Source organism: Streptomyces sp. CRN 30 (assembly GCF_034105845.1).
The window spans coordinates 1-21,022 of the sequence record NZ_JAVRHI010000164.1 but is presented as its reverse complement, the minus strand read 5'-3'; the positions used below and the strand labels follow the sequence as shown (position 1 = coordinate 21,022).

Below are 21,022 nucleotides of genomic sequence, written 5' to 3'. Positions count from 1 at the left end.
GGGGTCATGGGCGTGCCCATGTGTCCCGATTGGTGAAACCGTGCACGAATCCTTCCGGTGTCGGGTTTTCGGTCTGTCCGCACCCGGTTTCACTGCGTGATGGGTCCTCAACTCCGGCGGCTGCGAACGTCCGTGCGGGCGCGGACTAATCTCGTCGCGAGAACCTCGCCACCTACCCCCGTGTTCCGCCGCGACACCCCAGCGGGCGGGATACCCGGACTCGACAGCCCTGGAGAAACCCGAGCATGAACCGTAAGACTTTGGTGCTGCCGGCCGTAGTCGGCCTGCTCGCGCCGGTGCTCGCCGCGTGCGGCGGGTCCGACGGCGGCAGTGGCGGCGGAGACGCGATCGTCGTCGGCACCACGGACCGGTTCAGCCTCTCGAAGGACGACCCCGCGCCCCTCGACCCGGCGTTCGCCTACGACGTCGGCACGTGGAACATCCTGCGGCAGACCATGCAGACGCTGATGGTGCAGCCCCGCGGCGACGGCGACCCGGTGCCCGAGGCCGCCGAGCAGTGCGGCTTCACCGACACCGGCAACGAGCGCTACTCCTGCACGCTGCGCGACGGCCTGAAGTTCGCCGACGGCGACCCCATCACCGCGGCCGACGTGAAGTACTCCATCGAGCGGGCCATCGCCATCAACTCCGAGAGCGGCGTCGCCTCGCTGCTCTCCACCGTCGACACCGTCGAGACGCAGGGCGACCGCGAGGTGATCTTCCACCTCAACACCGCGGACGCCACCTTCCCGTTCAAGCTGTCCACCCCGGTCGCCGGCATCGTCGACCCGGACGACTACGCGAAGGACAAGCTCCGCGACGGCTTCGAGATCTCCGGCTCCGGCCCCTACACCTTCAAGGCGGAGGCCGACGGAGACACCCTGGCCAAGGCCGTGTTCACCAAGAACCCCAACTACACGGGGAGCCTCACGGTGAACAACGACAAGGTCCAGATGGTCTCCTACGAGGACGCCGAGACCATGGGCACCGACCTCGACAAGGGCGACATCGACCTGATGACCCGCGCGATGACGCCGGAGCAGATCGACAAGCTCTCCGAGACCTCCGGCGGCGACGTCGACGTGGTCGAGGTCGCCGGTCTGGAGATCCGCTACCTCGGCTTCAACACCGAGGCCGCGACGGTCAAGGACAAGGCCGTCCGCCAGGCCATGGCCCAGATCATCAACCGCAGCCAGCTCGTCTCGGACGTCTACGGCTCCCAGGCCGAGCCCCTGTACTCGATGGTCCCGGCCACCGTCACGGGCCACTCCAACTCGTTCTTCAACAAGTACGGCGACCCCAGCGACGACAAGGCCAAGACGCTCCTTGAGCAGGCCGGCGTCACCACCCCGGTCAAGCTGACCATGCACTACACCACCGACCACTACGGCTCGGCGACGAAGAAGGAGTTCGAGCAGCTCCAGAAGCAGCTCAACGACAGCGGCCTCTTCGACATCGACATCAAGGGCACGCCCTGGGAGACCTTCCGCCCGGCCGAGCAGGACGGCAAGTACGACGTCTACGGCATGGGCTGGTTCCCTGACTTCCCCGACGCCGACAGCTTCATCGCGCCCTTCCTCGACAAGGGCAACACGCTGAACTCCCCGTACGCCAACAGCAAGATCATCAACAACCTGATCCCGGAGTCCCGCCGCGAGGCCGACCGGCTGTCCGCCGCCGAGAGCCTCACGGACATCCAGGACATCATCGCCGACGACGTGCCGCTGCTCCCGCTCTGGCAGGGCAAGCAGTACGTCGCCACCCGCGACGACATCACGGGCACCTCGTACGTCCTCAACTCCTCCTCCTCGCTCCAGCTCTGGGAGCTCGGCCGCGGCGTCAGCGACTGACCCGCCCCGCACACCGAAGGGCGCCCCTCTCCCGGAACTCCGGGGGAGGGGCGCCCTCTTGCGCGTGCCGTGAGGTGTGCTCCCGAGCCTGCTTGCGCGGGTACGCGACCCGGCGCCGCTACTGCGCGCCGGGACGGACCAGACCGCTCTCGTACGCGTACACCGCGGCCTGCACCCGGTCGCGCAGCCCCAGCTTGGTCAGCACATGACCCACGTGCGTCTTCACGGTCGTCTCGCTGACGAACAGGTCCGCGGCGATCTCCGCGTTGGACAGCCCCCGCGCCACCAGCTTCAGCACCTCCACCTCACGCTCGGTCAGCGTGTGCAGGGTGTCCGGGACCGGCTCCTCACCCGAGGGCAGATGCGTGGCGTACTTGTCGAGCAGCCGCTTGGTGATGCTCGGCGCGAGCATCGCCTCACCGGCCGCGACCACCCGGATCGCCTGCACCAGTTCATTGGCCGGGGCGTCCTTCAGCAGGAAGCCGCTGGCCCCCGCCCGCAGCGCCTCCACCACGTACTCGTCGAGGTCGAAGGTGGTCAGCACCAGCACCTTCGCCGGGCCGTCCCGGCCGGGACCGGTGATCTGCCGGGTCGCCTCCACACCGTCCATCCGGGGCATACGGATGTCCATCAGGACCACGTCGGGCTGGAGCGCCCGCACCTGGTCCAGTGCCTGGAGGCCGTCCCCGGCCTCGCCGACGACCGCGATGTCCTGCTCGGCCTCCAGGATCATCCGGAAGCCCGTACGCAGCAGCGGCTGGTCGTCGACCAGTAGGACACGGATGGCCACGTAAGTCTCCTTCGCTAGTCCGGCCCCATTCTGCCCTGTGCCCCTGGCGCGGAACGCGGCCGGGGCACAGGCCGGGACACGGGAGGGGCGCTACGCCCGGCCGCCGCCGGCCGCCACCACCGGGAGCGGGTAGGGCGGGGGAGTGCCGCCGAACTCCGGGCAGTGCGCCTGGTGGTCGCACCAGCCGCAGAGCTTCGTGGGCCGCGGCCGCCACTCGCCCGTCTCCGTCGCCAGCCGGATCGCCTCCCACAGCGCCAGCAGCTTGCGCTCGACCCGCTCCAGGTCGGCGGGGACCGGGTCGTACGTCAGCACGTCTCCGCTGCCCAGGTAGACCAGTTGCAGCCGCCGGGGCACGACCTGCTTCAGCCGCCACACCACCAGGGCGTAGAACTTCATCTGGAACAGCGCGCTCTCGGAGTACTCCGGCCGCGGCGCCTTGCCCGTCTTGTAGTCGACGATCCGCACCTCGCCCGTGGGCGCCACGTCGACCCGGTCGATGATGCCGCGCAGGCGCAGCCCCGACTCCAGCTCCGTCTCGACGAACAGCTCCCGTTCGGCCGGCTCCAGCCGGCTCGGGTCCTCCAGCGTGAACCACCGCTCCACGAGCCGCTCCGCCTCGCCGAGCCAGCGCGCGAGCCGCTCGCCGTCCGGGTCGTCGGCGAACAGCTCCACGACCTCCGGCCGGGTCTCCCGCAGCCGGTCCCACTGCCCCGGCACGAGCGCCTTGGCCCGCGGTGGGGTGCGCTCGGCCGCCGGAGCGTCGAAGAGCCGCTCCAGCACCGCGTGGACCAGCGTTCCCCGGGTGGCAGCCTCGCTCGGCTTCTCCGGCAGCCGGTCGATCACCCGGAACCGGTACAGCAGCGGACACTGCATGAAGTCCCCCGCCCGGGAGGGCGAGAGCGAGGCGGGGGCGACGGGGGCACGACGAGGGGTGGCTGCCGGGAACTGTCCGTCTGACGGTGACGGAGATGCCGGTGACGGAGATGACGACGGAGCCGGTGTGGGAGTGGGGGTGGGTGTCGGCGTGGGCGCCGGTGCAGCCGTCGGCGTCGGTGGCTCCGAGGCGGCGGGTACGGCCGCCGGTCCGGCCCCGGTCGCGGGCGGGGCAGGCGCCGCGGCTCCCGCGGCCACCCCGCCCTCGCCGTCCGTCACCGGCGGCACGGGACCGTCCGGACCCGCCGCCACACCCTCGATGCTCGTCTCCATGGCTCAGACCCTACGGCCCGCCACTGACAGTGACCCTGCCGCGGAGCGTGACGTCCGCGACGGAGGGGGAACCCGGGGGTGCCGGGGCGGAACGGGACGCGACGGCCGCATACCATCGACATGAGACCCTTCCGCCCGGCAGGCGCGGGAGACGCTTCGAGCGAGGGGAAACCGTGGACGTGAGCGGCGGGAGCGGGCAGCCGCGGTCCGGCAGCGACGAGTCGGCCGAGCACCACGCAGGGTCTGCGGCCCGTGCCTCCGACCCCGCACGCCCCGACCGGGCCCCGGAGGTCGACACCGCAGCCGCGCCCACCGCCGAGCCCGCATCTCCCGGCGAGCACGTGCCCGGGGAGGCGGACGTCCCGGCCAGCCAGACGCCGGACACGTCCGATGCGACCGGCGAGAGCGGCACGTCCGGTACGCCTGGTACGTCCGGCCCCAGTGGCCCCAGTGGCCCCAGTGGCACCACCGGACCCGCCAGCGCTCCCGACCCTCACACATCCCACACCCCCCGCACGACTCACCCTCCCCACGACCCCGACACCCCCCGCTCCCACGCCCGCTCCGCCACCGGCTCCGGTCGCTCCCGCCGCCGGCGCGAACCCGGTGGCGGCCTGCTGATGGGCCGCCCCTTCGGCGTCCCCGTCTACGTCGCCCCCAGCTGGTTCCTGGTCGCCGCCCTGATCACCTGGGTCTTCGGCGGCCAGCTCGACCGGGTCCTGCCCGAACTGGGCGCCGCCCGCTACCTGGTCTCCCTCTTCTTCGCGGTCGCCTTCTACGCCTCCGTCCTCGTCCACGAGCTGGCCCACACCGTCGCCGCCCTCCGTTTCAAACTCCCGGTCCGCCGCATCCAGCTCCAGTTCTTCGGCGGCGTCTCCGAGATCGAGAAGGAAGCCGAGACCCCCGGCCGGGAGTTCGTCCTGGCCTTCGTCGGCCCCCTGCTCTCCCTCGTCCTCGCCGGCGTCTTCTACGTGGCTCTGCAGCCCGTGGAACCCGGCACCGTCCCCGGCGTCCTGCTGGCCGGCCTGATGATCTCCAACCTCATCGTGGCCGCCTTCAACCTCCTCCCCGGCCTCCCCCTCGACGGCGGCCGCATGCTCCGAGCCGTCGTCTGGAAGATCACCGGCAAGCCGATGAGCGGAACCGTCGCCGCCGCCTGGGTCGGCCGCGCCCTCGCCCTCTCCGTCCTGATCGGCCTGCCCCTGTTCACCCAGTCCGGGGCGCTCGGCTCCGACGCCGTGGACAACGTCGGCATGGACACCGTCATGGACGCCCTGCTGGCCGCGATCCTCGCCGCGATCATCTGGACCGGCGCAGGCAACAGCCTCCGCATGGCCCGCCTGCGCGAACACCTCCCCGAACTGCGCGCCCGCAACCTGACCCGGCGGGCCGTCCCCGTGGAGACCGACACCCCGCTCTCCGAGGCACTGCGCCGCGCCAACGCCGCCGGGGCCCGCGCCCTGGTCGTCGTCGACGGCGACGGCAGCCCCCTCTCCCTGGTCCGCGAGGCCGCCATCGTCGGCGTACCCGAGCACCGCCGCCCCTGGGTCCCGGTCGGCGGCCTCGCCCAGGACCTCACCGACGGCATGCGCGTCTCCGCCGAGCTGGCCGGCGAGGAACTCCTCGACGTGCTGCGCGCGACCCCCGCGACCGAGTACCTCGTGACCGAGGACACCGGCGAGATCTACGGCGTCCTGTCCGCCGCCGACGTCGAGCGGGCGTTCGTCAAGGCGATGGCCCGCCCCAGCTGAACGCGCCGCCCTCCCGAAGCGAGCGCACCGCCCTCCCGAAGCGGTGGTCGGCGCCCTACCGAAACGCCGGTAGGCTGGTCACATGTCCGAACCGACCGGTGCCGCCCGCAGGCGCGGGCCCTTCAAGGTCGGGGACCAGGTTCAGCTGACCGACCCCAAGGGCCGCCACTACACGTTCACGCTCGAAGCCGGGAAGAACTTCCACACCCACAAGGGTTCCTTCCCGCACGACGAACTGATCGGCGCACCCGAGGGCAGCGTTGTCCGTACCACCGGGAACGTCGCCTACCTCGCGCTGCGCCCCCTGCTCCCCGACTACGTCCTGTCCATGCCCCGCGGCGCCGCCGTGGTCTACCCCAAGGACGCGGGGCAGATCCTCGCCTTCGCCGACATCTTCCCCGGCGCGCGCGTCGTGGAGGCCGGGGTCGGCTCCGGCTCCCTGAGCAGCTTCCTGCTGCGCGCCATCGGCGACCAGGGCATGCTGCACTCCTACGAGCGCCGCGAGGACTTCGCCGACATCGCGCGGGGCAACGTCGAGCGCTACTTCGGCGGCCCCCACCCCGCCTGGCAGCTCACCGTCGGCGACCTCCAGGACAACCTGTCCGACACCGACGTCGACCGCGTCATCCTCGACATGCTCGCCCCCTGGGAGTGCCTGGAGGCCGTCTCCAAGGCGCTCGTCCCCGGCGGCATCCTCTGCTGCTACGTGGCGACCACCACCCAGCTCGCCCGGACCGTGGAGTCCATCCGCGAGATCGGCTCCTTCAACGAGCCGACCTCCTGGGAGACCATGATCCGCAACTGGCACGTCGAGGGCCTGGCCGTCCGCCCGGACCACAGGATGATCGGCCACACCGGCTTCCTGCTCACCGCCCGCCGCCTCGCGGACGGCGTGGAGCCGCCCATGCGCCGCCGCCGCCCCGCCAAGGGCGCCTACGGCGAGGACTACGACGGTCCCAACGCCGGCGGAGGCGCCGGCCGCTGACCCGGCCCGGTACCGGTACCAACGCGACGACGCCGTGGCGGAGTTCCCCCGTACACCAGGGAACTCCGCCACGGCGTCGCCACGTTGACAGGGCACGAACACCACCCAGCCGACCGGGGCCGAAACGAACGCGAGTACCCACCCCGCCGTTCCCTCGCACTGTGACGTGTGGCACGATGCTGGCCAGCCCCACCGGCACAGCCCTCACAGGAGACACTCCTCGTGCAGCACTCCGTTGTCCCGGATCTGGCGCACACGCGCACCCGGCCGATCCACTGGGTCGCCACCGCAACCGCCGTCTCCGCCGTCGTGGCCCTCTCCTCGGTCCTGCAGCCCGACGCCGCCACGGCGGCCCAGGCGGCCGGCCCCGAGACCGGTACCACCAGGACCCAGGCCGCCCCGCCCGACCCCGCGGCCGTGACCTTCCCGCTGGACTGCGCCTCGGTCGAACCCGTCGTGGTGAAGAAGGCCACCGGCGACCTCGACGGCGACGGCCGGCCCGAGACGGTGGCCGTGGTGCACTGCGACGCCCCCATGGGCACCCCGCCCGACGGCGTGTACGTCCTGACCCGCGGCAGCGGTGACAAGCCCCGCGTGGTGGCCACGCTGATCGACCCCGAGGAGCGCCGGACGGTCACCGCCCTCGCCGTGGCCGACGGTGCCGTGTCCAGCACCTACCTCGGCTACTCCGCGACCGACGTGCCCAGTTGCTGCCCGGACGTCGAGGAGGACGCGAAGTGGCGCTGGGACAACGGCGCGTTCGTCCGCTCGGCCCCCGCGCGGGCACACGCCGTCTGACGCACGTGTGAGATATCAGACAACAGCCGCGGATCGCACGCAACCGGTCACCGGGCGATCATCGGCCGGTCAGTCCGCGTCAGGCCCGTACACCTCGACGCTGTCCGAAACCCGACGGACGTGGATGCACTCGCCCGGACACTCCTTCGCCGAGTCCACCACATCGGTGAGGAGCGGCAGCGGCACGGCCGTTGTCGCCCCCGGAGCCTGCAGCAGCTCGTCGTCCGCGCCCTTCACATAGGCCAGACCGTCGATGTCCAGCTCGAACACCTCGGGCGCGTACTGCGCGCAGATGCCGTCGCCGGTACACAGGTCCTGGTCGATCCAGACCTCCAGCGGCTCGCTCCCGGCTTCCTGCTGCACGCTCATCTCTCCTGCTCCGACGGGTGTTGGACATATCGAGCCTACCCCCGCCCGCCGCCCTTCCTCACGCGGAGTCGCACCCCCGCCGCCCGCCTCCGCGCGGTGGGCGGTTTCCGCCCCGCCGGCCGCAACTCCAGCCAGCCGTGACGGCATTTGACCACTCAGGGTCGGAACAGCCTGCTTCCTAATCACGTTGAGTGGGTATCCACACGGCGTGAGGGAGAGCGCAAGGGTGAAGATCGGACACACCCCGACCGTCTTTGTGATCTAGGGGTTTCAATCGACACCCACCCAGGTAGGGTCTGGAAGCGTCCAGCTCCCCTTGGAGGAGGTGAGGACCGTGGCAGCCCACGACGACGACATGAACCGCGGCATCCGCCCGGGACGCGGGTCCGACGACCCGACCGGACAGATTGCCTACCTTGAGCAGGAGATCGCCGTCCTGCGACGCAAGCTCGCCGACTCTCCGCGGCACACGAGAATTCTCGAAGAGCGGATCGTCGAGCTGCAGACCAATCTGGCCGGCGTGTCCGCGCAGAACGAGCGACTGGCCAACACACTCCGCGAGGCCCGCGACCAGATCGTGGCCCTCAAGGAGGAGGTCGACCGGTTGGCGCAGCCGCCGGCCGGCTTCGGAGTCTTCCTGCAGGCGAACGAGGACGGCACCGCCGACATCTTCACCGGAGGCCGCAAACTCCGGGTGAACGTCAGCCCCAGCGTCGAGCTGGACGACCTCACCCGCGGCCAGGAAGTCATGCTCAACGAGGCGCTCAACGTGGTCGAGGCCATGGAGTTCGAGAGCGTCGGCGACATCGTCACCCTCAAGGAGATCCTTGAGGACGGCGAGCGCGCCCTGGTACTGGGACACACCGACGAGGAACGGGTGGTACGGCTCGCCGAGCCACTGCGCGGCGTGAACATCCGCCCCGGCGACGCCCTCCTGCTCGAACCCCGCTCCGGCTACGTCTACGAGGTCGTGCCCAAGAGCGAGGTCGAGGAACTCGTCCTCGAAGAGGTCCCCGACATCGGCTACGAGCAGATCGGCGGCCTCGGCGGACAGATCGAGATGATCCGCGACGCGGTCGAGCTCCCGTACCTCTACCCGGACCTGTTCCGCGAGCACGAGCTGCGCCCGCCCAAGGGCGTCCTGCTCTACGGGCCCCCCGGATGCGGCAAGACGCTCATCGCCAAGGCCGTCGCCAACTCACTGGCCAAGAAGGTCGCCGAGGTGACCGGCCAGGCCGCCGGCAAGAGCTTCTTCCTGAACATCAAGGGCCCCGAGCTGCTGAACAAGTACGTCGGCGAGACCGAGCGGCAGATCCGCCTGGTCTTCCAGCGGGCCCGTGAGAAGGCCAGCGAGGGCACCCCCGTCATCGTCTTCTTCGACGAGATGGAGTCCCTCTTCCGCACCCGTGGCTCCGGTGTCAGCTCGGACGTGGAGAACACCATCGTCCCGCAGCTGCTCGCCGAGATCGACGGTGTGGAGGGCCTGCAGAACGTGGTCGTGATCGGTGCCTCCAACCGCGAGGACATGATCGACCCCGCCATCCTGCGGCCCGGCCGGCTCGACGTGAAGATCAAGATCGAGCGTCCGGACGCCGAGGCGGCCAAGGACATCTTCGGCAAGTACCTCACCGAACGCCTCCCGCTCCACGAGGACGACCTCAAGGAGCACGAGAAGGACAAGGCGGCCACCGTCCAGAGCATGATCCAGACGGCGGTGGAACAGATGTACGCCGAATCCGAGGAGAACCGCTTCCTGGAGGTCACCTACGCCAATGGCGACAAGGAAGTCCTCTACTTCAAGGACTTCAATTCCGGCGCCATGATCGAGAACATCGTGGGCCGCGCCAAGAAGATGGCGATCAAGGACTTCCTGGAGAAGAACCAGAAGGGCCTGCGCGTCTCCCACCTCCTCCAGGCATGCGTGGACGAGTTCAAGGAGAACGAGGACCTGCCCAACACCACCAACCCGGACGACTGGGCCCGCATCTCCGGAAAGAAGGGCGAGCGGATCGTGTACATCCGTACGCTCGTCACCGGAAAGCAGGGCGCGGACACCGGACGCTCCATCGACACGGTGGCGAACACCGGCCAGTACCTGTAAAAAGCGAGGCGGCTGCGGGTCCCCTCAGCGGGTACCCGCAGCCGACTGCTTTCCGGTGCCACGGCTGGAGCAAGGCAATGACGCAAATGATCTCCCCACCAGCGCAGAGGCGTTCTAGGCTCTTCCATACCGCCGAGTCGCGCAGTGCGGGGACGGGCACCGCACACGCACCGGAGCGCCAGCGGTACGTGAGCGGCGTCCACGACCTAGGGCGCCGCCGGGCAAGGAGGGCCGCATGACCGTACGGCGAGTAATGGGCATCGAGACGGAGTACGGGATCTCCGTCCCCGGTCACCCCAACGCCAATGCCATGCTCACCTCGTCCCAGATCGTCAACGCCTACGCGGCGGCGATGCACCGGGCCCGCCGGGCCCGCTGGGACTTCGAGGAGGAGAACCCGCTGCGGGACGCCCGAGGCTTCGACCTCGCCCGCGAGGCCGCCGACTCCAGCCAGCTCACGGACGAGGACATCGGCCTGGCCAACGTCATCCTCACCAACGGCGCCCGGCTCTACGTCGACCACGCGCACCCCGAGTACAGCGCACCCGAGGTCACCAACCCGCGGGACGCCGTGCTCTGGGACAAGGCCGGCGAACGGATCATGGCCGAGGCCGCGGAGCGGGCGGCCCAGCTGCCCGGCGCCCAGCCGATCCACCTCTACAAGAACAACACCGACAACAAGGGCGCCTCCTACGGCACGCACGAGAACTACCTGATGAAGCGGGAGACCGCCTTCTCGGACATCGTGCGCCACCTGACGCCGTTCTTCGTCTCCCGCCAGGTCGTCACCGGCGCCGGCCGCGTCGGCATCGGCCAGGACGGCCACGAGCACGGCTTCCAGCTCAGCCAGCGCGCGGACTACTTCGAGGTCGAGGTCGGCCTGGAGACGACGCTGAAGCGCCCCATTATCAACACCCGCGACGAACCCCACTCGGACGCCGAGAAGTACCGCAGGCTGCACGTCATCATCGGCGACGCGAACCTCTCCGAGATCTCCACCTATCTGAAACTGGGCACGACCGCGCTCGTCCTGTCCATGATCGAGGACGGCTTCATCGCCGTGGACCTGGCGGTCGACCAGCCCGTCCGCACCCTCCACCAGGTCTCCCACGACCCCTCCCTCAAGCACCTCGTCACGCTCCGCAGCGGCCGGACGCTGACCGCGGTGCAGCTCCAGATGGAGTACTTCGAGCTGTCCCGCAAGTACGTGGAGGAGCGGTACGGCGCCGACGCCGACGACCAGACCAAGGACGTCCTGACCCGCTGGGAGGACACCCTCAACCGGCTGGAGAACGACCCGATGAGCCTCGCCGGCGAGCTGGACTGGGTCGCCAAGCGGGAGCTGATGGAGGGCTACCGGCGCCGCGACAACGTCGACTGGGACGCGGCCCGGCTGCAGCTGGTGGACCTCCAGTACGCGGACGTACGTCCCGAGAAGGGCCTCTACAACCGTCTGGCGGCCCGCGGGCGCATGAAGCGGCTGCTGGACGACACCGAGGTCGAGCGGGCCCGTACCAAGCCGCCGGAGGACACCCGGGCCTATTTCCGCGGGCGCTGTCTGGAGCAGTACGCGGACGACGTGGCGGCGGCCTCCTGGGACTCGGTGATCTTCGATCTGCCGGGCCGGGACTCGTTGCAGCGGGTCCCAACCCTGGAACCGCTTCGCGGAACGCGTAATCACGTGAAGGAGCTACTGGACCGCTGCCGCACGGCGGAAGACCTGGTCAGGGTCTTGTCCGGAGGATGACCTGAAGGGCTGGGTACCCGGCCGAAGTCAGCCGTACCGGGGTGAAAATCCCCGGTCCGGGAATCATCGAGATGGCCCCCGTACGTTGTGCATTCCACGGGGCCGATGTCGGACCCGGCCTATAGGGTCGGATCTTGACGAGCGAGTTGTGTCGGGCGAACCGAGCGGGGTGAGGGTTATGGCGACCAAGGACACCGGCGGCGGGCAGCAGAAGGCCACGCGTTCCACCGAGGAGGTCGAGGAGCAGGCGCAGGATGCCCAGGGGTCGGAAGACCTCAAGGAGCGCCAGGAGAAGCTGAGCGACGACGTCGACTCGGTCCTCGATGAAATCGATGATGTGCTCGAAGAGAACGCCGAGGATTTCGTGAGGTCCTTCGTGCAAAAGGGTGGAGAGTAAAGGGCCCGGAGCTGTCCGGCCTTTGAAGTGAAAGTGCGGGGGATGACTGAGAGGGCGCCCGAGAAGCGCCGCGCAGGCTGCCGGAGGGAAGTGCCGCAGGCGGCCCGCGCGGCGCGGTTCGGTACCGCGCCCGGTCGGCGCCCCCGCGAGGCGACGAGGAGCGGGGCCGGAGGGCGAGCTGATCGCCCCTCAGAGAGCGTTCCCCGCGTACGTCCGGCGGCGTCCGCCGCACATGTGGATCACTGCCACGGGACGGGTAGGGTCCGTGGCGTACTGTGCTTCAGCCGCAACGCGGCACTGGGGCAGTTCAAGGACCGGCCCGATGCCATAAGGCGGGCTGCCGCATACCTGGAAGGAATCGCGTGGAAGCCAACACTCGTAGCACCGGGCGTCTACCGGCTGCCTTCCTGACGCCGGGGTCGTCCTCCTTCATGGACTTCCTGTCGGAGCATCAGCCGGAGATCCTCCCCGGCAACCGGCAGCTGCCGCCGACCCAGGGTGTGATCGAGGCGCCGCACGGCACCACGATCGTGGCCGTGACGTTCCCCGGCGGCGTGGTGCTCGCCGGCGACCGGCGCGCCACCATGGGCAACGTCATCGCGCAGCGCGACATCGAGAAGGTGTTCCCGGCCGACGAGTACTCGGCGGTGGGCATCGCCGGTACGGCGGGCCTGGCCGTGGAGATGGTGAAGCTGTTCCAGCTGGAGCTGGAGCACTTCGAGAAGGTCGAGGGCGCCCAGCTGTCCCTTGAGGGCAAGGCGAACCGGCTGTCGACGATGATCCGCTCCAACCTCGGCATGGCGATGCAGGGCCTGGCCGTGGTCCCGCTCTTCGCGGGGTTCGACGTCGACCGCGGCAAGGGCCGCATCTTCTCCTACGACGTCACGGGCGGCCGCTCCGAGGAGCACAACTACGCGTCCACCGGCTCCGGCTCGGTCTTCGCCCGCGGCGCCATGAAGAAGCTCTTCCGTGACGACCTGAGCGAGAGCCAGGCCACCACCCTGGTGGTGCAGGCCCTCTACGACGCCGCGGACGACGACTCGGCGACCGGTGGTCCCGACGTCGCCCGCCGGATCTTCCCCATCGTCACCGTGATCACCGAAGGCGGCTTCCGCCGGCTGACCGAGGACGAGTCCTCCGAGATCGCCCGCTCCGTGCTGGAGCGGCGGCTGGAGCAGCCCGACGGTCCGCGGGCGTCGCTGCTGTAGCGGCGGCGCGGTTGCTTTGTTGCCAGGTGATCCAGTGACTCCGACAGAAAGGGACGGTTAACCGGTGTCGACGCCGTTCTATGTCTCACCCCAGCAGGCCATGGCCGACCGGGCCGAGTACGCCCGCAAGGGCATCGCCCGCGGCCGCAGCCTGGTCGTGCTGCAGTACGCCGACGGCATCGTCTTCGTCGGCGAGAACCCGTCCCGCGCTCTGCACAAGTTCAGCGAGATCTACGACCGGATCGGTTTCGCGGCCGCCGGCAAGTACAACGAGTACGAGAACCTGCGCATCGGCGGTGTGCGCTACGCCGACCTGCGCGGCTACACCTACGACCGGGACGACGTGACGGCCCGCGGCCTGGCCAACGTCTACGCGCAGACGCTGGGCACCATCTTCTCCAGCGCCGCGGAGAAGCCGTACGAGGTGGAGCTGGTCGTCGCCGAGGTCGGGGAGACCCCCGAGGGCGACCAGATCTACCGGCTGCCGCACGACGGTTCGATCGTCGACGAGCACGGCTCGGTGGCGGTCGGGGGCAACGCCGAACAGATCAGCGGTTACCTGGACCAGCGGCACCGGGACGGGATGACGCTGGCGGAGGCGCTGCGGCTCGCCGTGCAGTCCCTGTCGCGGGACACCAACGGCGGTGAGCGGGAGATTCCCGCGGAGCGGCTGGAGGTGGCGGTCCTGGACCGTACGCGGCCGCAGCAGCGGAAGTTCAAGCGCATCGTGGGCGGTCAGCTGTCGCGGCTCCTGGAGGGTGGCGCCGGTTCCGCCGCGGAGGCCGAGGAAGGCCCCGAGGACGAGTAGCGGGCGCCGGGCAGCGCCCGGCGATCGACGGGCGACGGCTCACGGCGGGGTCGCGGCGGCACGGCAGCGTGCCGGCCGCGCCCCCGCCGCCGCGCGTTCCGGCCCGTGACCGTGGCGGCCGCCGGCCACCTCAGCGTGGTGGGGCCGTGGAGCCCCGCACCACCAGGCGCACCGGGATGTCGCCGCTCCCAGGTTCCCGTCCGTCGAGGACGGCGAGCAGGGCGTGCATGCCCCGTTCGCCGAAGAGTTCCGCGTCCAGCCGGACGGTGGTGAGTTCGGGGTCGATGGCGGTGGCGAGGGCGAGGTCGTCGAGTCCGGTGACCGAGAGGTCGTCGGGGACGCGCAGGCCCAGTCGGCGGATCGCCTTGTAGGCGCCGGCGGCGAGTTTGTCGTCGTCGCAGACGAGTGCGGTGGGGCGGGGGCCGGGTCCGGTGAGCGCGGCCTGCGTGGCGGTGAGCGCGCCCTCGATGGACAGTGGCGCGTGCGTGGTGCGCAGTTCCGTGCCGGGCACGGCGGCGAGCCGGGCCGCCAGCTCCCGCGCGCGCACCTCGAAGGTCCAGGAGGCCACGTCCGCGGCGAGGTGCAGGAAGCGGCGGTGGCCCAGTTCCAGCAGGTGCTCCGCGACCTGGCGGACGCCGTCGGCGATGTCGAGGTTGACGGTGGCGGCGCCGAGGCTGCCGCCGGGGTCGCTGTCGAGCATCACCAGCGGCAGCTGGTCGCCGCGGATGTCGGTGAGGGCGTCGGCGGCCATGGAGGAGGCGATGACGCCGTCCAGGGCGGCCCGCGCGGAGGCGAAGGGGTCACGGGCCGGGCCGATGCCCTCGGGGGAGGGATACAGGACGACACCGAAGCCGTGCTGGGCGGCCACCCGTGCGGCGCCCGTGTAGACGCCGGCGAAGAACTCGGTGGTGAGGGCCGGCACGACGAGAAGGACCGTGCGGGTGCGGCCCAGGCGCAGGTTGCGGGCGGCCAGGTTGGGGCGGTAGCCGAGATCGTGCGCGGCGCGGCGGACCCGCTCGGCGGTGGTCTCGGAGACGCGGCCGCGCCACTTGTCGCCCAGGACCAGGGAGACGGCGGCCTGGGATACCCCGGCGGCCCGTGCGACGTCCCGGCTCGTCGGACGTGTGCTGCCTCGTGCCACGGTGGGCCCGCTCCTTCGTCTGGACGCGTGAACAGCGGTCATGGTACGTATGAGCCCGGACGTTATACGTAAAACGTGGCGAGGGGTCGCCGGGAGGAGTTCGGACGTGGCCACGGGTTACCTGGAGATACTCCGCGCGCGGCACGCGGTGCGCCTGCTCGCCGGCACGCTCGTGGGACGGCTGCCGAATGCCACGGCGGCCATCGCCATCGTGCTGTTCGTGCGGTCCGAGGGCGGGACGTACAGCCTCGCGGGGGCGCTGGCGGCCGTCTACGGCGTCGCCAACGCCGTGGGGCAGCCCGTCCTCGGCCGGCTCGTGGACCTCTACGGACAGCCGCGCGTGCAGCTTCCCGCGGCGCTCGTGTCGGCCGCGGCGACGGCCGTCTTCGCCTTCACCGGAACCGCGCAGCCCGTGGTGGCCTGGGCGGCCGTGGCGGTGGCCGGTCTGTTCACCCCGCCGCTGGAGGGCGGGCTGCGGGCGCTGTGGCCCAGCGTGCTGCCCAAGGAGGGGCAGGTGCACACGGCGTACGCGATGGACGCCGTCGCCCAGGAGGTGATGTTCACCGTCGGGCCGCTGCTCGTGACGGTGTGCGTGTCGCTGTGGTCGGCGCAGGTGGCGCTGATCGTGCTGAATGTGATCGGCGTGCTGGGCGCCCTCTCGGTCGTCGTGTCGCCGCCCTCGCGCGCGTGGCGGTCGGCTCCGCGTGAGGCGCACTGGCTGGGCGCGCTGCGTTCGCCCGGTCTGCTGGCGCTCCTGGGGGCCTTCCTGTTCGTCGGGATGGCGCTCGGCTCCATCACGGTCGCCGCCGTGCCGTACGCCGACGAGCACGGCGGGGACGCCGTCTACGGCTGGCTGATGGCCGCGCTGGGCCTGGGCGCGCTGGTGGGCGGTGCCGTGTACGGCGCGCGGCGGTGGGCCGGTGCCCCCGCGCGGCGGCTGCGTCTCCTGGTGGCCCTTCTCGCGGTGTGCTACCTGCCGTTGATGCTCATGCCGGGTGTCGTCGGCATGGTGCTGCTCACCGCGGTGGCCGGTGTCTTCCTGGCACCGGCGATCGCCTGCGCGTTCGTGCTCGTCGACGAGCACGCGCCGCGCGGCACGGTGACGGAGGCGTTCTCGTGGCTGGTGACGACGTTCACCGTGGGCGCGTCGGTCGGTACGGGTCTCGCGGGGCCGGTCGTGGAGGCGGGCGGGGCGCTGTGGGGCTTCGCGGTCCCGGGCGGAGCGGGAGCGGTCTCCCTGCTGGTGCTGACGGCCACCGGACGGGTCCTCGCAGCTCCCGCCGGGCGCGCGGTGGTTGCGGCTTCATCGGAAAATGATCCAAACCGTGCCGTCGAACCCCGTTTCAGTTCAGGGGATCGGGCGTAATGTTCAGTCATGGACCGCCGCATTTTCGGGCTGGAGAACGAGTACGGCGTCACGTGCACGTTCAGGGGACAGCGCCGCCTGTCGCCTGACGAGGTGGCGCGGTACCTCTTCCGCCGTGTCGTGTCATGGGGCCGCAGCAGCAATGTCTTTCTGCGCAACGGCGCCCGCCTCTATCTCGACGTGGGATCGCATCCGGAATACGCCACCCCCGAATGTGACAACGTGATCGAGCTCGTCACCCACGACAAGGCGGGCGAGCGCATTCTCGAAGGACTCCTGGTGGACGCCGAACGACGCCTGCACGAGGAGGGAATCGCGGGCGACGTCTACCTCTTCAAGAACAACACCGATTCCGCGGGCAACTCCTACGGCTGCCACGAGAACTATCTGGTGGCGCGGCACGGGGAGTTCTCCCGGCTCGCGGACATCCTCATCCCGTTCCTGGTGACACGGCAGCTGCTGTGCGGCGCCGGCAAGGTGCTGCAGACTCCGCGCGGTGCCGTGTACTGCGTCAGCCAGCGGGCCGAGCACATCTGGGAGGGCGTCTCCTCGGCGACGACCCGTTCCCGGCCGATCATCAACACGCGCGACGAACCGCACGCCGACGCCGAGCGCTACCGCCGCCTGCACGTCATCGTGGGCGACTCGAACATGTCCGAGACGACCATGCTGCTCAAGGTCGGCGCGACCGACCTGGTGCTGCGCATGATCGAGGCGGGCACGGTGATGCGCGACCTCACCCTGGAGAACCCGATCCGGGCGATCCGCGAGGTCAGCCACGACATCACGGGCCGCCGCAAGGTGCGCTTGGCCAGTGGCCGCGAGGCCTCCGCCCTGGAGGTGCAGCGGGAGTACTTCGAGAAGGCCGTGGACTTCTGCGAGCGCCGCGGCATCCGCACCGGCACCGTGGAGCGGGTGCTGGAGCTGTGGGGCCGCACCCTGGACGCGATCGAGAACGAGGACCTCGACCGCATCGACACCGAGATCGACTGGGTCATGAAGTACAAGCTCATCGAGCGGTACCGGGCCAAGCACAACATGACCATGTCGCACCCGCGGGTCGCGCAGATAGACCTCGCCTACCACGACATCCATCGCCGTCGTGGGCTGTACTACCTGCTGGAGAAGAAGGGTCAAGCCACCCGGGTGGCCAATGACTTGAAGATCTTCGAAGGCAAGTCCGTGCCGCCGCAGACGACTCGGGCCCGGCTGCGCGGCGACTTCATCCGACGGGCCCAGGAACAGCGCCGTGACTTCACGGTCGACTGGGTCCACCTCAAGCTCAACGACCAGGCTCAGCGCACCGTGTTGTGCAAGGACCCGTTCCGTTCCGTGGACGACCGGGTGGAGAAACTGATCGCCGGAATGTGAGACACGCGTACCGCACAGATTGCCGGGACGCCACACGGGCGCCGTACGTTTCCCGTACGGCGCCCTTCTCACGCCGTAGAGTTGCGCGCACGCCAGCAACCAAGATCGACCGATTACGAGGCCCCCACCGTGCGTCGACGCTCACTTCTCATCGCCGTACCCGTCGGACTGACCACTCTCGCCGCGTGCGGTGACGACGGGGCGGATTCGAGCAAGGCCAGTGACGCGCCCTCGGCGTCGGCCACTTCGTCAGCGCCGCCGCCGAAGATCGTCGACGGTCCGTTGCCTGCCATCACCGCGGGCGCGGAGTTCGGGCAGAAGCCGACCGTCGCCAAGGGCAAGGGCGACCCGTCCGACCAGCTCGCGGTCAAGACGGCCGTGGCGGGCAACGGCAAGACGATCGCGGAGAACGACTTCGTGGTGGCGAACTACCTGGGGCAGGTCTGGTCCTCGGCAAAGGTCCTGGGCAATTCGTACGACACGAAGAGCCCGCTGGTCTTCCAGCTGGCCCAGGGCAGTGTGGTCGACGGCTGGCGGTACGCCCTGACGGGCAAGAAGGCCGGCAGCCGCGTCCTGTTCTCGGTCCCGCCGGCCTGGGGCTACGGCGACCAGGGCAACGAGCAGCTCGGGGTGGAGAAGACCGACACCCTGGTGTTCGTCTTCGACCTCCAGGACAGCTACAGCGCCAAGGCCTCCGCGAAGGGCGAGGAGGTCGCCCAGGACGACATCACGCTGCCCAAGGTAGGGACGAACACCGACGGCAAGGCGCCCTCCATCGAGGTGCCCGACGCCGACGCGCCGAAGAAGCTCGTAGCGAACTACGTCATCGAGGGCGACGGCGACGAGGTCGCGGCCGACGACAGCGTCCTCGTGCAGTACAAGGGCGTGCTCTGGGACGGCGGCAAGGAGTTCGACTCGACGTACAGCCGCAAGCAGCTGACGTCGTTCTCCCTGCAACAGGTCGTCAAGGGCTGGTCGCAGGGGCTCACCGGCAAGAAGGTCGGCAGCCGCGTCCTGATCGTCGTCCCGCCGAGCCTGGGGTACGGCGACAGCCCGCCGGAGGGCAGCGGCATCAAGAAGGACTCCGTGCTGGTCTTCTCGGTGGACATCCTCGCGAAGATGTGACGCGACGGGGATGCGAGACTTGAGCCCGTTGCCTTTCCGCAGACAAGCAGGAGCCAGAAACGTGAGCATCGACAAGCCCGAGATCGACTTCCCGGAGGGCCCGGCCCCGGCGGACCTGGAGATCCAGGACATCTGGGAGGGCGACGGTCCCGTGGCGGAGGCGGGCCAGACCGTCACCGTGCACTACGTGGGTGTCGCCTTCTCCACGGGCGAGGAGTTCGACGCCAGCTGGAACCGCGGTGCGCCCTTCCGCTTCCCGCTGGGCGGCGGCCGCGTCATCGCCGGCTGGGACCGCGGCGTGCAGGGCATGAAGGTCGGCGGCCGCCGCCGGCTGACCATCCCGGCCCACCTCGCCTACGGCGACCAGAGCCCGACCCCGGCCATCAAGCCCGGCGAGACGCTGATCTTCGTCGTCGACCTGCTCGGCGTCTGACCGCGCCGCCCGTCGGCGTCCGATCGGTACCCAGGTCGACCCCGGTTCCGACCGGAGGCGACCGCATGAGGGTCCATGCCCGTCCGGGCGTGGACCCTCGGCTTTTGCCAGGCCACCGCGGGGCGGTACGGTCATCGGTCGTAGGCGTCACGTCGTAGGCATCACGTCTCGGGTACCACGTCGTAGGCATCACTAGGAGGCGAAGGGCGTCGATGGCCATTGCCAAGGCCGAGCGGCTGATGAACCTGGCGCTGTGTCTGCTCGGCACCCGCCGGCCGCTCAGCAAGCGCGAGCTGCGCGAGTCCATCGAGGCCTACGTCGAGGCGTTCGGACCGGGCACGGGCGCCGCGGGCGGTCCGGAGCACACCGCGCAGGGCTCCGACGACGCATTCAACCGCATGTTCGAGCGGGACAAGGACGACCTGCGCGAGCTGGGCCTGGTCATCGAGACCGTCGAGAGCCTGGACGGCGAGATCGGCTACCTCGCCCGCCGCGACAGCAACCGCCTGCCGCCCATCACGCTGGACGCCGAGGAGGCCGCCGCCCTGGGCCTGGCCGCGAAGGTCTGGCAGCAGGCCCGGCTGGCCGGCGCGGCCAGCGGCGCGCTGCAGAAGCTCCGCGCGGCCGGACTGCCCGAGGACGTCGACCCCTACGAGGCGCACAGCGCCCTGGAGCCGCGCATCCCCGTGCACGAGGCCGCCTTTGAACCGCTGATGCTGGCCTGCCGCGACCGCCGCCCGGTGATCTTCGAGTACCGCAAGGCCACCGCGGCCCGCCCCGAGCCGCGGCACGTCGAGCCGTGGGCGCTGGAGTGCTGGCGCGGCCACTGGTACCTGGCCGGTTTCGACCGGGACCGCGGTGCCGAGCGGGTCTTCCGGCTGTCGCGGATCACCGGCAAGGTGCGCTCGCGCGCCGGCCGGTTCACCTCCCCGGTGCCGGACGTCGTCACCGTCCGGGAGACCGTCGCGAGCTGGGCGGGGGAGACCGCCGACCGCTCCGCGCTGATCCGGCTGCGCTCGGGCGCCGGCTACCCCCTCAGGGCGAAGGCCACGGCCGTCCGGGAACTCGGGGACGGCTGGGACGAGTTGGAGATTCCGTACGGGCACGGCCTGGACGCCTGGCTCGTGGAGTTCGGGCCGGACGTGGTGGTCGAGGAGCCGGCCGAGCTGCGCGCCGACGTGGTGGACCGGCTGCGCGCCGTCGCCAAGGGCTGAGGGGGAGCGGACAACACAGTGGCAGGCAAACCGGTCAGGCCCGTCAACGCCATCGACCAGACCCGGCGGATGCTGTCCTTGGTGACGTATCTGCGCGAGCGCCCCGGCGCCCGGGTCGAGGACGTCGCGCGCGCCTTCGGCATCACCGAGGACGAGCTGGTCTCCGACCTCGACGTACTGCCGATGTGCGGCACCAGCTTCCGCGGCGGGGACCTGCTCGACATCGACACCGACGGCGAGCGCATCTGGTGGCACAACCCGGCCGCGCTCGGCGCGGACGCCGCCGAGCCGCTGCGGCTCGCGGCCGACGAGGCCACCGCCCTGCTCGTCGCCGCCCGCGCGGTGGCGACCCTGCCCGGTCT

At 70.4% G+C, this 21,022-nt stretch carries 18 protein-coding genes and 2 pseudogenes; 16 read left to right on the top strand and 4 right to left on the bottom strand.

The annotated features are described in order from the left end of the window. Nucleotides 1-245 precede the first annotated feature (245 nt). Complete coding sequence (locus UW392_RS16265; protein ID WP_320775721.1) at nucleotides 246-1,850, top strand: ABC transporter substrate-binding protein; 1,605 nt, start codon at nucleotides 246-248, stop codon at nucleotides 1,848-1,850. Nucleotides 1,851-1,968: 118 nt separating this feature from the next. On the opposite strand, the gene UW392_RS16260 is transcribed toward UW392_RS16265, so the two are convergent. Beyond that, nucleotides 1,969-2,640 (bottom strand): response regulator transcription factor, encoded by a 672-nt coding sequence (locus tag UW392_RS16260; protein WP_320775720.1) that lies wholly within the window; start codon nucleotides 2,638-2,640, stop codon nucleotides 1,969-1,971. Nucleotides 2,641-2,730: 90 nt separating this feature from the next. Then, a complete protein-coding gene (locus UW392_RS16255) occupies nucleotides 2,731-3,846 on the bottom strand; it encodes a RecB family exonuclease (RefSeq protein ID WP_320775719.1) in 1,116 nt (371 codons plus the stop codon). Nucleotides 3,847-4,019: 173 nt separating this feature from the next. On the opposite strand from UW392_RS16255, the gene UW392_RS16250 reads away from it, so the two are divergent. From UW392_RS16250 to UW392_RS16240, 3 genes are all read left to right on the top strand, one after another. Further along, the gene (locus UW392_RS16250; protein WP_320775718.1) at nucleotides 4,020-5,597 is read left to right on the top strand and encodes a site-2 protease family protein; all 1,578 of its coding nucleotides are present in this window, start codon (nucleotides 4,020-4,022) and stop codon (nucleotides 5,595-5,597) included. A gap of 82 nt (nucleotides 5,598-5,679) precedes the next feature. After that, a complete protein-coding gene (locus UW392_RS16245; protein ID WP_320775717.1) occupies nucleotides 5,680-6,582 on the top strand; it encodes a tRNA (adenine-N1)-methyltransferase in 903 nt (300 codons plus the stop codon). Nucleotides 6,583-6,804: 222 nt separating this feature from the next. Then, nucleotides 6,805-7,380, top strand: coding sequence for a hypothetical protein (locus UW392_RS16240; RefSeq protein ID WP_320775716.1), 576 nt, complete (start codon nucleotides 6,805-6,807; stop codon nucleotides 7,378-7,380). 69 nt (nucleotides 7,381-7,449) lie between these two features. Here UW392_RS16240 and UW392_RS16235 read toward each other — a convergent pair whose 3' ends face one another. Next, nucleotides 7,450-7,749 carry a ferredoxin gene (locus UW392_RS16235; protein WP_320775715.1) on the bottom strand — a complete coding sequence of 100 codons (300 nt, stop codon included), beginning with the start codon at nucleotides 7,747-7,749 and terminating at the stop codon, nucleotides 7,450-7,452. Between the two features lie 334 nt (nucleotides 7,750-8,083). Here UW392_RS16235 and arc point away from each other — a divergent pair, with 334 nt between their 5' ends. The 6 genes and pseudogenes from arc (at nucleotide 8,084) to prcA (ending at nucleotide 14,010) form a co-directional block, all read left to right on the top strand. After that, nucleotides 8,084-9,850: a proteasome ATPase gene (gene arc / locus UW392_RS16230; protein ID WP_320775714.1), complete on the top strand. Its 1,767-nt coding sequence runs from the start codon at nucleotides 8,084-8,086 to the stop codon at nucleotides 9,848-9,850. A 235-nt stretch (nucleotides 9,851-10,085) separates the two neighbouring features. Then, nucleotides 10,086-11,597 (top strand): depupylase/deamidase Dop, encoded by a 1,512-nt coding sequence (gene dop, locus UW392_RS16225; protein WP_414496237.1) that lies wholly within the window; start codon nucleotides 10,086-10,088, stop codon nucleotides 11,595-11,597. 178 nt (nucleotides 11,598-11,775) lie between these two features. After that, on the top strand, nucleotides 11,776-11,994 hold the full coding sequence (locus UW392_RS16220; protein ID WP_030848612.1) for a ubiquitin-like protein Pup: 219 nt from the start codon (nucleotides 11,776-11,778) through the stop codon (nucleotides 11,992-11,994). 219 nt (nucleotides 11,995-12,213) lie between these two features. Further along, nucleotides 12,214-12,405: pseudogene (locus UW392_RS16215) on the top strand (endonuclease domain-containing protein); the annotation flags it as partial. Continuing rightward, nucleotides 12,357-13,202: a proteasome subunit beta gene (gene prcB / locus UW392_RS16210; RefSeq protein WP_320775713.1), complete on the top strand. Its 846-nt coding sequence runs from the start codon at nucleotides 12,357-12,359 to the stop codon at nucleotides 13,200-13,202. The pseudogene UW392_RS16215 and the gene prcB, both read left to right, overlap by 49 nt. Nucleotides 13,203-13,266: 64 nt before the next feature. Further along, on the top strand, nucleotides 13,267-14,010 hold the full coding sequence (prcA, locus tag UW392_RS16205; RefSeq protein ID WP_320775712.1) for a proteasome subunit alpha: 744 nt from the start codon (nucleotides 13,267-13,269) through the stop codon (nucleotides 14,008-14,010). Between the two features lie 130 nt (nucleotides 14,011-14,140). Here the strand turns inward: prcA and UW392_RS16200 are convergent, their stop codons facing one another. After that, nucleotides 14,141-15,151: a LacI family DNA-binding transcriptional regulator gene (locus UW392_RS16200; protein WP_320775711.1), complete on the bottom strand. Its 1,011-nt coding sequence runs from the start codon at nucleotides 15,149-15,151 to the stop codon at nucleotides 14,141-14,143. 106 nt (nucleotides 15,152-15,257) lie between these two features. Between UW392_RS16200 and UW392_RS16195 the strand changes: the two genes are divergently transcribed. From UW392_RS16195 to UW392_RS16170, 6 genes and pseudogenes are all read left to right on the top strand, one after another. Beyond that, nucleotides 15,258-16,517 (top strand): MFS transporter, encoded by a 1,260-nt coding sequence (locus tag UW392_RS16195; RefSeq protein ID WP_320775710.1) that lies wholly within the window; start codon nucleotides 15,258-15,260, stop codon nucleotides 16,515-16,517. Nucleotides 16,518-16,526: 9 nt separating this feature from the next. Beyond that, nucleotides 16,527-17,888: a Pup--protein ligase gene (gene pafA / locus UW392_RS16190; protein WP_320775709.1), complete on the top strand. Its 1,362-nt coding sequence runs from the start codon at nucleotides 16,527-16,529 to the stop codon at nucleotides 17,886-17,888. Between the two features lie 129 nt (nucleotides 17,889-18,017). Next, nucleotides 18,018-19,013 carry an FKBP-type peptidyl-prolyl cis-trans isomerase gene (locus UW392_RS16185; protein WP_320775708.1) on the top strand — a complete coding sequence of 332 codons (996 nt, stop codon included), beginning with the start codon at nucleotides 18,018-18,020 and terminating at the stop codon, nucleotides 19,011-19,013. 61 nt (nucleotides 19,014-19,074) lie between these two features. Further along, a complete protein-coding gene (locus UW392_RS16180; protein ID WP_320775707.1) occupies nucleotides 19,075-19,446 on the top strand; it encodes an FKBP-type peptidyl-prolyl cis-trans isomerase in 372 nt (123 codons plus the stop codon). A gap of 212 nt (nucleotides 19,447-19,658) precedes the next feature. After that, nucleotides 19,659-20,660 (top strand): WYL domain-containing protein, encoded by a 1,002-nt coding sequence (locus UW392_RS16175; protein ID WP_320775706.1) that lies wholly within the window; start codon nucleotides 19,659-19,661, stop codon nucleotides 20,658-20,660. 18 nt (nucleotides 20,661-20,678) lie between these two features. Beyond that, nucleotides 20,679-21,022 (top strand): annotated as a pseudogene (locus UW392_RS16170) (WYL domain-containing protein); the annotation flags it as partial.